Annotated in this window: 9 protein-coding genes; 5 read left to right on the plus strand and 4 right to left on the minus strand. The window is 65.4% G+C overall.

Features of this window, described 5'->3' with window-relative positions:
- Positions 1 to 131 precede the first annotated feature (131 nt).
- Positions 132 to 1,580: an ADYC domain-containing protein gene (locus KY501_RS45285; protein ID WP_224370962.1), complete on the plus strand. Its 1,449-nt coding sequence runs from the start codon at positions 132 to 134 to the stop codon at positions 1,578 to 1,580.
- Between the two features lie 190 nt (positions 1,581 to 1,770).
- Entirely contained in the window at positions 1,771 to 1,956 is a 186-nt protein-coding gene (locus KY501_RS54470; protein ID WP_373691723.1) for a hypothetical protein, read from the plus strand.
- Here KY501_RS54470 and KY501_RS45295 read toward each other — a convergent pair.
- Entirely contained in the window at positions 1,924 to 4,326 is a 2,403-nt protein-coding gene (locus tag KY501_RS45295) for a PQQ-dependent sugar dehydrogenase (RefSeq protein WP_224370965.1), read from the minus strand. The genes KY501_RS54470 and KY501_RS45295 overlap by 33 nt on opposite strands.
- 456 nt (positions 4,327 to 4,782) lie before the next feature.
- Between KY501_RS45295 and KY501_RS45300 the strand changes: the two genes are divergently transcribed.
- Together KY501_RS45300 and KY501_RS45305 are read left to right on the plus strand one after the other, a co-directional pair.
- Positions 4,783 to 6,495: a hypothetical protein gene (locus tag KY501_RS45300; RefSeq protein ID WP_224370967.1), complete on the plus strand. Its 1,713-nt coding sequence runs from the start codon at positions 4,783 to 4,785 to the stop codon at positions 6,493 to 6,495.
- A 288-nt stretch (positions 6,496 to 6,783) separates the two neighbouring features.
- Positions 6,784 to 7,884: a hypothetical protein gene (locus tag KY501_RS45305; protein ID WP_224370969.1), complete on the plus strand. Its 1,101-nt coding sequence runs from the start codon at positions 6,784 to 6,786 to the stop codon at positions 7,882 to 7,884.
- Here KY501_RS45305 and KY501_RS45310 read toward each other — a convergent pair.
- Both KY501_RS45310 and KY501_RS45315 read right to left on the minus strand, forming a co-directional pair.
- A complete protein-coding gene (locus tag KY501_RS45310; protein WP_224370971.1) occupies positions 7,881 to 9,755 on the minus strand; it encodes a hypothetical protein in 1,875 nt (624 codons plus the stop codon). The genes KY501_RS45305 and KY501_RS45310 overlap by 4 nt on opposite strands.
- A 120-nt stretch (positions 9,756 to 9,875) precedes the next feature.
- Entirely contained in the window at positions 9,876 to 11,126 is a 1,251-nt protein-coding gene (locus tag KY501_RS45315) for a serine hydrolase domain-containing protein (RefSeq protein WP_224370973.1), read from the minus strand.
- Between the two features lie 139 nt (positions 11,127 to 11,265).
- On the opposite strand from KY501_RS45315, the gene KY501_RS45320 reads away from it, so the two are divergent.
- Positions 11,266 to 12,438 carry a helix-turn-helix domain-containing protein gene (locus tag KY501_RS45320; protein WP_224370975.1) on the plus strand — a complete coding sequence of 391 codons (1,173 nt, stop codon included), beginning with the start codon at positions 11,266 to 11,268 and terminating at the stop codon, positions 12,436 to 12,438.
- A gap of 9 nt (positions 12,439 to 12,447) precedes the next feature.
- Here KY501_RS45320 and KY501_RS45325 read toward each other — a convergent pair whose 3' ends face one another.
- The gene (locus KY501_RS45325) at positions 12,448 to 14,391 is read right to left on the minus strand and encodes a hypothetical protein (RefSeq protein WP_224370977.1); all 1,944 of its coding nucleotides are present in this window, start codon (positions 14,389 to 14,391) and stop codon (positions 12,448 to 12,450) included.
- Positions 14,392 to 14,489: the final 98 nt, after the last annotated feature.

A 14,489-nucleotide genomic window follows, 5' to 3' on the forward strand; every position in this document is an offset into this window, starting at 1 on the left:
GCAAGGTTTGCCGGGTGGATTTCCCAGCAAGCCGGGTGGAGCTTGAAAATCCCTTATTTGCGGCGGACAGAGCGAACCCGGAGGATGGCACGAGGGCTGCTACGGGGGTGGGCATGAAAGGGAATCCCGCCATGACGCTTCAACGCCTGCTCCTCAGCTCATTGTGTGTCTGTGTCCTGGCCGCCTGTGGCGGCACGGAAGCCCTTGGAGAAGAAGAGGGCCTCGTCCTGCGTACCTCCGAGGCCGCCGAGGAGGGCGATCCGGGGTGGCCCATGCAGGGCACTCAACTTCATGGCTCGAACCTGACGAGCGCGTCCTTCACCGGGGCCATGCTCAACGGGGTCGCCATCCAGAACCTGCACCTGGAGCAGGGCGAACTCGTCGGCTCGGTTCCCCTCACGATCAGCCGCACCACCCCGAGCATGCAAGCGTGCACGTCAAGCACGACGGGGATCGCGCGCTCGTGCGGGTTCACCTCCATGGGCGTGGGGACGTGCACGCCGGGCACCAGCGTGACGTTGGGGGGCGGTGCTTGTGGCTTGGGCGCGTGCACGGGTGACACGGCGGTGCGCGTCTGCGAGGGAACCCTGCCTTGCGAACACTCCAGCACCACGCGACTCGTCTCCGGCAATGACGCCTGTGGCAGCTTCTGCTCGAGCGTCCAGTTCACCTGCCCCGTCAGCGGCATCTACAACGTGCTCGCGGGTCCCTACGTGTCGAGCGGGAGCTGGAGCGTGAAGCTGGTGCCCGACAGCGGCAAGTTCCCCGGCTCGAGGGAGGTGCGCGGCACGGAGCTGCGGAGCGCCACCCTCTCGGTGGTGATGGGAGGCGTGAGCACGGTGGTCCTCATCGACGACGTGATCAACGCCTCGCAGTTGCATGGCCCGTTCGGAGAGCTCTGGGACGCCACGGGCGAGACCTTCCTCTACCACCTGGTGAGGCCACTCACGAGCGGCTCGGTGGAGGTGTGCGCTTCCCACGAGAGCAACCCCAACTGGCAGTGGGCTGTCCCGATGAGCGGCGTCTTCGATGCCAGCAACGGGGTGCGCCACGAGGAGGCGGGCCGCTTCACCTTCGGCTGTGACTCGGCCGTCATCGCCAAGTGCTACCGCTGGGGGTACAAATCCTGGCGGGAGAAGCAGGGTGAGAATGAACCGGACATGGGGCAGCTCCATGCGGCATGCACGCGCATGGCTCGGGCGGACTACTGCGGCAACGGCGAGTCCTTCACCCTGGACGGCACGCCCATCCACCCGTGGGACACGCTGCCCACGGCCATCCGCCAGCACGGGCCAGACACGCCCAAGGCGTTCTTCGAGGCGGGCTGGCAGGACTTCGGAGCGGTCTGCCTGAGCAAGACTCGCTGGGAGCAGCTCAAGCCGCTGCCGGCGGAGTGTCCCCTGGTGGCTCCCGGCTGGATCGTGCCTGGCGCCCCGGGGGTGCAGTGCCCACCGGGCCAGCGGTGGGACGACACGTTGAACAAGCCGTGCGCGACGGTGTGCAACTCCGCCGAGGAGGCGCAGGCGTACAGCCCAAGCATCCGCCTCTTCAACGAGTCCCACTACAACAGCGGGCCTTGAGGCCGTGAGCCCCGGGTGTCCATCCGGGGACGCGCGCCCCTGTCATGCCGGAGGGAAGGTGGCATCGTTCCATCCCCCTCTGTGCCTTCACCCACAGTCCATTCGCTACTAGGGTGGTCAACCCACTGCCTACGGCCCTGACGAGGTAGGGACCCATCAAGCGTCGGTGAGCCCCTTTGGCCTCTATGACATGGCTGGCAACGCCTACGAGCCGACCCAGCCCGCACTGCCAGAAGACGGTGTCGTCGTCCTCCGAGGAGGTGGTTGGTACTACAGCCTGGCCAACGCGCTCATCGCCAGTCGCCAGGAAGTGACATCCAAGAATCGTGATGTCACCATGGGTCTACGCGTGTGCGCTTCGTTTCCTCTCCCGTGAATTCCGCAGTGAATTCCCTGCCCTGAGAGACCTCGCTAGCACCAAACTCGCGAGCACTCCGACCATCAGGAGATCGCTGGCCGCAGTCCCCTGAGTACACCCGCAGGAGGAGTCGGGTTCCCTGGGAGGATTCACTCCTCCGTCCATTCCCGGCATCTCACTGCCTCCATCCTGCAAGGTGCCCCCATCCGGAGTGCCGCTTCCACCATCACTGGCCCCTCCATCCGCAGCCCCCGGCAGCACGGTGAGGGTGAAACCCTGAAGCGAGTCCGTGCTCACCGCGTTCGAGGCCCTCAGTGAGATCTCGTACTGGCCAGGCGTGACGGGAGTCCAGCTCACCACTCCCGTATCAGCATTGACCGTCATTCCCTCCGGCCCGTCCTCCAGGGCATAGCTGGCCACGGGCAGCGCCTGGGTGTCCGCGTCATAGCGGTAGGGTACCCCGGCGACAGCCCTCATCTCCGGCAGAGAGGTGAACACAGGCGCCATGGGGTCATTATCCTCCACGGAGGCCGTGATCGAGGCCGCACGCACGCCCGCGCCGAAGAGTTGCACCCGTGCCTGGTCGTCCCAGGTGTCCTGATCCTCCCCTGCGTAGAGGACGAGGGGCCTCGGCGTAGCGAAGTCGGCCGGGGTGAACTTGAGCACTGCGCCCTGGAAAATCTCCACCCCCTTGCCCTCGGCCACCGCCACCTGGACGACCACCTCGGCTGGAGGTGGACGGTCCAGGGACACCTCGAGGTTGATCTTCTGACTCTCCTGGAGACTCAGCACTGTGTTCGACACCACGAGCCCCGGCAGATCGTCATCGCTGACCTGGATGTCCATCTCCTGCGGTTCCAGGCCAACGCCGCCCACGGAGAAGAACAGGCTGTCATGGAGCGAGTCCTCATCCTGCCCCGCCTCGAGAATCACGGTCTGAGGCGTGGCGTAGTTGTCCGGGGTGAACATCACCTCGTCTCCCTCGAGTACGGAGAGCTCCGTATCCGGGGTGTCGTAGAGCGCGATGAAGAGCGAGATGGGAGCCAGCGGAGCTTCCTCCAGCCGGACGGTGAAGGAGGTGGTTCTCCCCTCCTCCACCTGCAGGTGCGTGCGCGACGCCAGGAGACGGATCTTCCGGCCCGTGTAGGTCGCCCGGTAGATGCGCCCGGTATAGAAGTCCGCATAATAGAGCGCCCCATCCGGACCGACCGTCACGTCCACGACTCCCCCCAGTCCGCGGGACCAGGGTTCCACCCGAGTCACCGAGCCATCCGCTCCCGTCGATGCATGGATGAGCAGCCCCGAGTTGAAATCTCCGAAGAAGTAGTCCCCCTGGTACTCCGGTGGAAAGGAGGACCCCTCGTAGAAGGCGCCCCCCGTGACGGAGCCTCCCAGAAACTGGGGAGCGAATGAGCCATGGTTGCTCCGGAGATCCGGGCCGGGCTGGACGACCGTGAAGGACTCGGGAGTGGGAACCGAAGCGACATGGAAGTCACCGTGGAACGACACGTCCCCCACGGACGAGATGTGCAGTGCCTCGCCCGGCCTGAAGAAGTGGGGAGACGGGAAGGTGAAGGTCGCGACACCATTCCGACGCTCGACTTCCACGGTGCTCGAGAACTCGCCGAGCTCGATCCAGTTCGTCTTGTACTGGATGACAGGTGCCAGGAAGCCCGCGGGCTGGTTCCCCTCGTAGGTGGCCCAGCCAGCATGGTCCCCCCGCCCCACGGAGAAGATCTGCTCGTAGCTGTTGCCAGCGACGTCGACCCAGAGCCGTCCCGTGGCGGGCTGAAAGGTGAGACCAAAGGGATTCCGGAAGCCGCGGGCCCAGATGTAGTCGTTGTTGGGGCCCGGCCCGTCGAAGAAGGGGTTGTCCTCGGGGGCCGTGCCATCCGTGCGGGTCCGGCCGATCTTCGAGGCGAGAGATGCCAGATCGTCACCGATGCCCTCGTGGATCCCCTCGTCGCCCACGCCGAAATAGAGCATCCCATCAGGCCCGAAGGCCATGCCTCCACCGTTGTGGTTGACCCCGCGCGTGGGCAAACCCGCGAGGATCACCGTCTTGTCGGTGCCCACCCCATCGACATCCGTGTAGCGGAGGATCTGCTGCTCGTCTTGGGAGATGGTGGCGAATACATAGACATAATGGTTGGTGGCAAAGGCCGGATCGAATGCGAAGCCCACCAACCCGGACTCGACACTGGTCTCCAGCGGACTCACCGTCGCCCAGGGTATGGGCAACACGACGCCATCCTTCACGACACGGATCTCGCCCGCCTTGCGAACCACGAAGAGCCGGTTCGAGCCATCCGGAGCCCAGGCCATGGCGCTGAGTTCCGTCAGGCCCTCGTCGACAAAGACCTGCTCGGTGAAGCCGCGGTCGAGCATGTCCGCCCAAGTGGGCAGAGGAACAAGGGCCAGGATCCCCAGAATCAAGAAGTGCAAGCGCATGGAGGGCAGCAAGGATGCTCAGCCCTCATCAATCCCGTCCAGCAAAGGATCGAGCGCCCGTGCCCGACTCCTCCATCACCTCCTGGCACATGGAGTTTCGTCCTCTTCAAAGATGGTAGGTTCATCTCCACCTTGACGGTCTATAGCTGTCCCTCCTGCAGGATCATCCTCACCTTTCAGCCCGGCAGGAGCATGCCGGACCTCTCTGTGGGGGATTGGTACGGGTGTGCAGGGTGTGGCCGCAACGTCTGTCCTGACTGTGCACGTACTGCAGGGCGACGGTGCCATGAATGCGGTGGCACCCTTGAACACAACCGCTTCTTCCCTCATGTCCTCCGCGCGCGGGAAGATTGGCGCTCGCTCATCTTCGAAGGGGAAGACTCTGGGCCTGCAGTGCTCTCGGCGGAACTCATCGCCTCCGTCACTGAGGCCTCTCTGCCCGAGATTGAGCGCGCTCTGTCCGACGCGCACCGGGCGGTCTTCGTTCGCGAAGTGCTCGGCTTCGAGGTGAGTCGGCGGCTCGGGGAGCTTGACTACGTGGTCTCACTGGGCGACCCCAGAGAGAGCCGTCTGCCGCCAGAGTGGAAGCGGAGCCTCCAGCTCGTCGCGAATCACTACCTGTCCCGGGCAGAGCCTCACGTGAGCCAGGAGCTCGAACTGGCTGAGGTGCTGCGAGGCTGGCGGCACTTCCAGCCAGCGGCCCACCTGCTTGTGGAACCGCTCCGTGCAGCGATTCACGCGCAGACCGAGCTGGTGCGCCAGGAACTCCTCCAGTCCCTCTCGTCACAGCGTCACGTCCCGTGGACATGGCTCTGGGGGGAGGTCCGGCCCCTGTTTCGCTCTGGCAGGCGCGAAGATGGGAGCTTTGGACTCGCCATCCTTCGAGCCGCCACGGGCGGTATCGAACGTCTTCGAGGCCGTGCCGGCGCGCAGGTGATGGAGAGCGTCTTGCGGACGCTGGCACACGCCTCGGAGGAGCAACTGGACGCAGTGGGGATAGCTGCTGGGCAAGTGGCCACTGGGCACAGCCAGGATCTCCTCGCGCTGCTGGCAGGGCCTCTCGGGCTGGTCCCTGAAATCCTCCCACTCTTGTTCGAGCAGCAGAAGCACCGCCATCACCGTGAGGGCGCCCTGGGCTTCCTCGGTGAGCTGGGAGAGGCAGCCTCCGATGCAGCACCTCGATTGCTCGAGATGCTCACGGTTCCAGAGGCGGGCGATCGCAAGCGCCTCTTCCGCATCCTGGGTCAGGTGGGAGCCTCAGTTCCCCAAGTCCTTGCCTTTCTGCAGGAACGCCTTGCCGCAGGGGACTTCACGGAGAGACAGGCTGCACTTGCCACACTGCTGATGCTTCACCGAGCGGAGCGAATCGCCTGGAGCGAGACGCTGGCCCAGCAAGGGCTCACCGTGGTTCGCGATGCCCTGGACCGGAACCAGCACACGTGGCTGATCACCACACTGGAAGGCGTGCCGGTGGATTGGCGGCGCCGCATCCTGCCTGGGCTCGAGGAACTGGAGAGCGTCTTCCTGGCGCGCTTCGTGGAGCAAAGTGGAGCCCTCTCGACGCTGGGCGCCCTTCCTCCAGAACCTCTTGGCCGCCTGCTGCGTGAGGCCCCTCGCTTGCGTGCCAGATTTCTGGACCATGCTCGGACTCATCCGAATGATCCGACGACCGATGCGTTCCTTGAAGCGGTGGGACCGGAGACGCCCGAGGTGCTCCTGCTTGTCCAGCACCGCCTTCACGAGCGCGACGGGCATCCCTGGAATCGCCAGAGGGCTGTCCACCTCCTCGGCCGTCTTGTTGGCGAGCACAGCTCTCCGGCAGAGCCCCTGCTCCTCAGCCTCTTCCTGGATGAGCGAGAGGACACATCGACTCGAGTAGCAGCGGCGCAGGGCCTGGTCCCTGCCATCGGGCGCCTCCAGGAACGCGCCCCGATGGTGGAGTCCGCCCTCAGGGATGAGTCAGCGCTCATCCGGGGATGGGCCTATCTGCTGCTGGGAGAGAATCGCGAGAAGCATGCGCCTGGACTCGCGCGCGACCCGAGTCCTGCTGTGCGGCAACTGGTAGCGGATCTTCATCCACTACTCCCATTCCTCCCGCCGCTCTGACTCGACGTTCCGCCACCAGGATGGCATCCCCCCTTGCGTTTCACCTGGCGCGTCTCCATCTGGACTCCCGGTCTTGGTTGTCGACTGGATGGGAGTGGGGACATGGCGGCAGGTAGAGGACGGTGGTTCATTCAGAGGGCACTGCTCATCAGCTGGCTCGGAGCGGGTTGTGGAATCCCTGCTCCCGAGAGCGGCGAGACCGGAGGCTCGAGCGCGTTGCTCAGGCACGCCGATGCAAGGCCTCTGCCTACGACTGACACCTCCGACTGCGGCGAGCTCCCGCCTGTCTTGCCAGAGGCCCCCTCGGAATACGGGTCGACGCAGAAATACGGCTCGAAGTACTTGAATTGCGGCCCGTCAACCTCGGACGGTGCGGGCACCGTCGTCATCTCCACAATCCACTACTCCTATTACATGTGGGAATTCGACGGCTTTGACTCGGGGGGAAACCACTCGAGCACGGGCTTCTATACGGACACCTTCGAACCGTATGGCCAGGCCGGCGGCTTTCTGAGTTTCAGCCTGAACAACCAATACCATCTGTCATACCTGGACAGCCGGACCTGGCAATTCACCCATTACCCCCCCGAGCCGCATGACCCTGTGAAAGTGACAGCAGACCCCAGAGGGGGACTGCGCGCCCTCTTCACGGATGGGATGCTCAAGGCCTACGGCCCGACGGGTGAGACGCTTTGGAGCATCTCCCCGAACTTGAGTGGGCCTGTGCAGGCCATGGGAGTGGACGCCCAGGGCCATACCCTGCTGGTGACCCACGGCCCCTCTGACGAGAATGGCGACGGGACGGAGTGGGTGCAGGCCCTCTGGGTGGACGCCGCAGGCCAGCCTGGCACTCCTTTTCTCGCACAAGTCCAGGCACCCGTGTACGCCTATGAACTCGTTCCGCAGGCGGGGCAGGGGTTGTTCCTGGGCATCAAGAACGGCGCCACGAAGACGTGGACGGCCTTCGCGCCCCTGGAGACCCATTCCAGCCCCGCCCCCGCCTGGCTTTCTGGCGATGCGGAGCGACCGCTGATCCGGCTTCCCGGCGGCAAGGGCTATCTCCGGTGGGGGACTCCTATCGCCTGCCAGCACGAGGCGGAGATCCTCTCGGCCTCGGGCACCTCCTGCGGCAAGACGCGCTTCCCGGCCCCGCCTCCCCACAACTCTTGGCAGAGCACGTGTGGTTCCATGAGCGTGGGCCCCGACGGAACCATCGTTGAGACGTTGCCCAGGGATTACTATGTCGCGGATCCTGAAGACTCGAGCTCCGTCTACTATTTCTGCCCGGTCCGGTGGTGGCCGGCCTTGTTCAAGCCCTTGGCGCCCCCTCCTTCAAGCGCTCCACCCGCATGCGAGACGGCAGGCGGTGAGCGTTCCGCCTGCCGCTAATCGCCGGGCAGCAGCGCCATCCCGAAGAACCAGCAGTGCTCGGACCGCTGCGGGGAACGCTGATGCAGCCGCACTTCCCGCAACGGCTGCGCCCCGGCAGCCAGGTGAATCACCCAGAGGCTGGGCAATTCCTCGTGCCGCACCTCGGCCCCAGGGGCCTCTATCTCAATGCCCGTGGCCGGCGTGCCGGTGCTCACCAGGAGCAGGCCCCGTTCCACGGGTTGCTCGAAGTGCACGGTGAGCGAGGCCCCGGGCTCGCAAGGCACAAAGGGCCGCGCGGATTCGAGCCGGATGGGCAGGGCCTGCTCCCGCAGGCTCTCGTAGCGCGCAATGTGGAAGGGCGGATACACCGCCCAGCCGGGCTCGACGAGCCGGAAGGGCACACCCGAGTGCAGCAGCCACGGATTGGGCCGCTCGGCGGTACCACCCCGGGTCCCCTCGGCGAAGATGGCCAGCACCTCCCGAGCCTCCCGGACCTTGGGCCTCCAGAAAGGGGTTCGCTGGTAGTCGCCATCGAACGTGAGGGCCCACAACCGGTGCTCAGGGTCCAGCGCCGCCACCTGGTAGACATCCCAGTAGGAGCCGATCAGCACCGTGCCGCCCGTGCGGGCCACGAGCGCATCCGCCGCCACCTGGGCTCGTTCCAGGGCCGGGGCGTGGATGCGGGGAACCAAGGCCAGGTGCCCCCACGCCACGAGAACCCCGGAGGCCACGGCCCCCAGGAGCTTCAGCCGAGGGCGCAGGGCAGGCACCAGCCCCAGCAGGAAGAAGGCCCCTGAGGCCGCGGCCAGCACGCCCAGCGCCATGGTAGGCATGAGGTAGCGGATGGAATAGCCGTTGAAGCGCACGTGGCGCACGAGCACGGTGATGCACGCGTTGCCGAGCGCAGCCCCGAAGAAGGCCGCCGTGAGGGCCGCCAGCCCCGCCAGCTCCGCCCGGGCCGCCAGCGTGCGGCGCACCAGGTGCCACAGCAAGAAGCTCACGGACACGAGCCCCACGGCCATGCCGAAGAGGACAACGGGGGCGAGCGGTTCCGCTGAGAACGAGTCCCACACCCCACGCATGTTCGCCAGCAGGTAGCCCGTGTCCACGCCCACGCTCGTCCGGTAGGCGGAACCAAACTCCTGCTTGGAGAAGCGGTGGAAGAGGTGGCGCATCCAGGCCTCGAAGCCCATTCCCGCGCCCGCCGGAACCACGGCCACCAGCCAGCGCCAACGCGCGGCCCCCGGGGGACTCAGCGCCGCAACGAGGCAGCCCTGCACCAGGAAACCCACGAACAGCAGCGGCCCCGAGGTGGGCGACGTCCAGCACGCCATCGACGCGAAGACGAGGGCCGCGCCTCCCCAGCCCCACACGGCCCGGCGCATGTCCGGAGCGGCGAGCGCTTCGATGAGCCGCGTCTGGGCCCACCACGCCAGGAACAGGGCCGTGAGCTGCCAGCCGAAGGGCTGGCTGAGCGCGAACAGCTGCACCTCGAACAGGGGCGAGACCAGGATGAGCGCCGCGTAGCTGGCCGACAGCACCCACCCCACCTGCCGGTGCAACCTCGGCAGCACCAGGCAGGCGACACAGGCCCAGAGGGCCTGCCAGACGAACATCCGGTACGGCGTCCAATCGAAGCCGGTCAGCGCCCGCAAGCCCTGCGCGAGCAGCCAGGGCCACGCCCCGATGCGATCCTGCCCGTAATAGTAGAGGCGGTAGGCATCGAAGACCGGATCATTGGACTGGAGCACCGTGATGGAGGCATCCGAGTTCCAGCCCGTCACCACATCGCTGCCAGGATCGAAGTGGGTGAAGACACGCGCCAGGAGGCCCACCCACAAGAGCCCCACGAGCACGCCCCACCCCAGCCTCTTGTAGGTCTCGGACATCCTCACAAGCGCGCGTCTACCATGAATCCGGCAGCCGGACAGGTTCCGATGACAGTGCTGGCGCTGGCCAGCCGGATGGCACCACCTGGGCCTGGGGCTCCAATCAGAACGCCGCGCAGCTCAGAAGTCTTCGCTGAGCAGGGCTTGCCCCCATTGTCCCACAGCTGTCTCGTGGTCGGGTTCAGTCGAGTTGCCGAAGACCACAGCGGTGAGATCCGAGGCTGGGCAGTGAGCCGCGAACGAGACGTATCCGGTGAAGGTGCCTTGATGTCCGGAACAGCCTCCCATGCTCATGATGCCCAGCCCGTAGCCATCCGGCCCGGGCGGCAGATAGAGCGCGCGGAACGCAGCCATGTCGACACCGGGGAGCGGGTGCTCCTCACCGACGAGCGCGCGGAAGAAGGTCCCCATCTCTTCCACCCGGCTCACGACACCGCCATTGGCGAACCCATAGCCTTGATCCACCGCGAACCAGTCCTCGAACGTCTCCCCCAGAGGCGAGGCGTCGCGATAGCCGTGCGAGAGCCGGTTCACGTCCAGGCTGTCCTTCTTCTCGATATAGGTGTCCACCAGCCCGAGCGGCTCGTAGAACCGCGCCCGCAGTTCCTGGGAGTAGTCGTGGCCGAGGAGGCGGCTCAGGATGCGCGCGGTCAGCACATAGCCCGTGTTCGAGTACGCGGCCGAGGTCCCCGGTTCGAAGTCCGCGGGCTGGCCGTACACGAGGGCGAGCGCGTCGTCCTCGGAGACAGGGAGCCCGCGGTGGTAGTGGTCCAGGAAGAACCTCACCCAGGGTTCCGCGAAATAATCGGGCACTCCGCTGGTGTGCGTGAGCAACTGCCTCACGGTGATGCGGTCCGCGTATTGGATCTTCCCTTGCGTCTCCGGCAGGTAGTCCGCGAGCGCGTGGTGTCCATCGGTGTTGTCCAGGTCGACCTTGCCCTCCAGCGCGAGCACGGTGGCAAGCGCCCCCACGTAGCTCTTGGCGACGCTCCCCGTCCGGATCAGCGTGTCAGGACGCAGCGGCACGCCCGCGCCCTTGTCCGCCAGGCCCTGAGACTTGGAGAACGCGAGCCGAGGGCTCCTCCAATACACGGTGACACCGGGGATGCCGGTTTGCTGGAGCTGGGACAGCTGCTGCTCCAATGCGAAGCATCGGGCCACTTCCTCGTCCCCTCCTTGGGTGAGCTGGTAGGCCTCGAATGTGAATCCGTTCGAGCCCTGGTACCGCTTGTGGGCCTCGAGCCGGTGCTGGCGCTGGAGCTGCTGCAGGTCCGCGCAGCCGTTGATCTCCGGGTCCTTCGGCTCTGAGTCGTCCTTGCAGGCAGAGAGCCCGCTCGCGAAGACCAGCCAGCCCGCCAGCGACAAATGCATCCATCGGCTCCTCATGTGTGTCTCTCCTGTGAATGGGTACGAGCCAATGTGCCGGGAGCCTCGGGCGGCTGCGCCCCGCCTCACGAGAAAGGACTCGAATTCCAAGCACTTGCCGGTGCGACCTTCCAAGGCAGGACACGTGGAAGCGACAGGAGGGCCGTGCTATCCGCGCGCCATGGAGCTGAAGAGCTTCTTCGATGTTGTCTACATTGTGTGCGCGGCCCAGGGGCTCTTCGTCGTCGGGTTGTTGTGGACCCGGCCGCAGCACGCGCAGGCAAACCGCTTCCTGGCCATCGCCGTGCTGCTCATCTCCCTGTCCTGCGGGTACATGCTGTACCTGCGTTCAGGAGCCTTCTGGCGAGCGCCGGGTTGGCTGGGCGCCATCGACACGGTGCCAGCACTCTACGGTCCGCTGTTCTTTCTCTACACGCGGGCGCTCACGGGCGAGCGCATCCCGGGCCGGAGGGCTTGGCCGCACTTCGTGCCCTTCGCGGCCTACACGCTGTACGACGTTCCCCGGTTCCTGCTGAGCGGCGAGGAAAAGCTGGCCCTGCTGCGGCAGGAGTTCGGAGGACAGCTCCGGTGGGACCAGTGGGCGTGGCAATGGGGAGTCGAGCTGCAGGGGCTCGCCTACCTGATCCTCTGCCTGGCCGTGCTGCGCCGGTTCCGGAGCCGGATCCGTGGGGAGTACTCGAGTCTCGAGCGCATCAACCTGCGCTGGCTCCAGCTCCTGCTGGTCTCGCTCGTGGTGCTGTGGCTGGGCTCGATCGCGGGACGGCTCAGCCCGGTGCCGGTGCTCCGGTTCGTTCACACCGGGCTGACGGTGATCATCTTCGCCATCGCGTATCTGAATGTGGCGCAGCCCGAACTCTTCACGGAGCCTGTGCCCGTGGCCCAGGCTGTTGCCGTCGCCCCTTCATCGGGCGCGAAGTACCAGAAGACGCGGCTCAAGGAAGAGCAAGCCGCGGAGATTGAAGCGCGGATCCGGGAGCTGTTCGAGCGGGAGAAGCCCTACCTCACCGCCGACTTCCAACTGGCGAGGCTGGCGGGGCTTCTCGAGGTTCCGCCGCACCACGTATCCCAGGTGCTCAATGAGCGCTTCCAGAAGACCTTCTATGATCTGGTGAACTCGTCGCGGGTGGAGGAGCTCAAGCGACGGTTGCTTGAGCCCGGGCTCTCCGCGGACAAGATCCTGGCGCTGGGCTTCGACTGTGGCTTCAGCTCCAAGTCCGCGCTGAACTCCAACTTCAAGAAGTTCACGGGAATGTCCCCCACGGAGTTCCGCGAGCAGCACCTCCAGAAGGTGGGGTGAGGCCAGGACTCAGGAGACCTGGGGCTGGGGCCAGGCCACCTGCACCCGTGACACCTGCCAGGTGATGGTGCCGTTGCTGGCGTTGTCGTTGTTGTACCCGTTGTTGTAGTTCTTGTACCAGTCCTGCTGCTGCGCCGTGGAGCTCACATCGAAGGTGGGGGAGACGTTCTCGTTGGCGCTCACCGTGATGGTTTGGAAGTAGTTCATGGTGTAGCTCGACGTCACAGGCGGATCATTGTCCTCGGGCGTGGAGAGGCTGTAGGTGCCGGTGACGTTCTGACTGTTGGGCACCTCGCCCCAGCTGCTCACCTGCATGGGCACCGGTGAGTAGCCGGCCGGCGCTCCACCCGGGCTGACCTTGGAGTTCATCTGGGCGTTGCACAGGACGAAAATCGAGCTGGAGCTGCTCCCCTTGTAGGTCAGCGGGAAGCTCAGCGAGTTCGAGAAGGTCTGCGCGTCATCCTTGTAGTCCCCGGTGACCATCAGGTGGGAATTGAGGCTGATGGTGCCACCGCTCGGACTGACTCCCACGGTGTACTGCAGCATCGTGATCTTCGAGGAGTCATCGTTCTTGTGGACCGTGGTGTTGCTGGAGCCATTCAACTTCCAGGGAGAGCTCCACAGGAGGTTCGCCACGATCGCGCTCATGTCCGTGGTGTAGCCGTACACCACGGTGTTGTCGCTGGCTGTCGACACGGGGCTCAGCGAAGTCTTGTCGTAGTACTGGGGCACCACCCGCGAGAACGGAGCGCTGGAGGAGACCGCCTTGCCCACGGCCGGAGTGGGAGTGCTCCAGGCGTAGTTGGCGATGAGGATGTTGCTGTCCTTGATGTCGCGCAGCTGGGTGACATCTCCGTTGACCGAGTCGATCACCTTGTACCACTGCGTGTCGTAGCCGTACTCCAGGGTGAAGAGCGTGCCGCTGCTCGAGGGCCAGGAAGAGCCTGGAGAGAGCGAGGGCGCCGCGCTGCCCACCTGCGAGGGCCGCAGATACGAGGTGAGCAGGATGCCCGGATTGGCCGCATCCTCGGAGCCGCGGTTGATGAGCCAGCAGGCCAGGTTGGCGCGACCGAGGATGAAGTCCACGTCCTCCTGGCTGGCGAAGGGCAGGAAGTCCGTCTTGGACGCGTTCGGCACCATGTACTGCGAGAGGATCAGCCGGTGCACGCTCTGCAGGAACATCTGGCTGACCGCCGCCAGGTTCGGCCCGGCGAACTTGCTCATGTAGTTGTTGCCGATGTTCTGGGCGGCGGCCTCGTTCTCCGAGAGGGTATTGCCCTCCACCCACCCCTGCTGAATCTTGATGGCCACCATCAGGCTGTGGCCCAGGAAAAGGTAGTGGATGTACTGCAGGAAGCTCTGCTCCAACCAGAGATAGGAATCCCTCAGCTTCGCGCCCTGCTGCATCTGGAGGATGAGGGTCGTGGTCCAGGTGTCGATCAGCCCTGGCGAGGACGCCCCCATGGGCAGCATGCTGTTGGTGATCAGGTTCAACTGCGTCTGGATGTCATTGACCTGCAAGGCCTGTGTGATGAAGTCGTCGGTGCTGCCATCCGGAGTGGAGCCGTTGGTGATCGTGTTGGCCACCAGGGACGCCAGGCTCTGCCAGGCGGATTCGATCTCGGAGACGGCCTGGAGGACGTTGGCGGTGGCGATGGCTGCGAGCGTCTTCTCGAAGTCCGTGGACATCGTCGCGTTGAGGTTGGCCAGTGAGGTCTCGATCTGCTGAAGGCTGTCGTTGATGTCCGTGATCTCGGAGTTGATCTCCTGGAGCTGCTCGATCATCTGGTTCTTCTGATCGACTCGGCCTGGCTTGCCCACCTCGAGGCCGAAGACGGAATCGAGCGTCCAGGCCAGGGCGTAGGTGACAGAGCCAGCGACCACGCCCGTCACGCCTGCCTTGATGCCCCCGCTGACGAGAGACTTCCACTCGAAATCAGATAGAAAACCCATGAGGTGCGCCCTCCGAAGTTGAAGTTGTTGGGGTTCGCGCCGTGAGCGCGGACTCGCGGCTCCGGTCTGCAACACGAGGGCCACGCTCCGGGGACTGC

Source organism: Hyalangium versicolor, assembly GCF_020103695.1.
GTDB lineage: Bacteria > Myxococcota > Myxococcia > Myxococcales > Myxococcaceae > Hyalangium > Hyalangium versicolor.

Excerpts from the sequence above, each read along its gene's own strand:
- KY501_RS45285 (WP_224370962.1), top strand. The coding sequence starts at position 132 with ATGACGCTTCAACGCCTGCTCCTCAGCTCATTGTGTGTCTGTGTCCTG.
- KY501_RS45325 (WP_224370977.1), bottom strand. The coding sequence starts at position 14,391 with ATGGGTTTTCTATCTGATTTCGAGTGGAAGTCTCTCGTCAGCGGGGGC.
- KY501_RS45310 (WP_224370971.1), bottom strand. The coding sequence starts at position 9,755 with ATGTCCGAGACCTACAAGAGGCTGGGGTGGGGCGTGCTCGTGGGGCTC.
- KY501_RS45315 (WP_224370973.1), bottom strand. The coding sequence starts at position 11,126 with ATGCATTTGTCGCTGGCGGGCTGGCTGGTCTTCGCGAGCGGGCTCTCT.
- KY501_RS54470 (WP_373691723.1), top strand. The coding sequence starts at position 1,771 with ATGGCTGGCAACGCCTACGAGCCGACCCAGCCCGCACTGCCAGAAGAC.
- KY501_RS45295 (WP_224370965.1), bottom strand. The coding sequence starts at position 4,326 with ATGCTCGACCGCGGCTTCACCGAGCAGGTCTTTGTCGACGAGGGCCTG.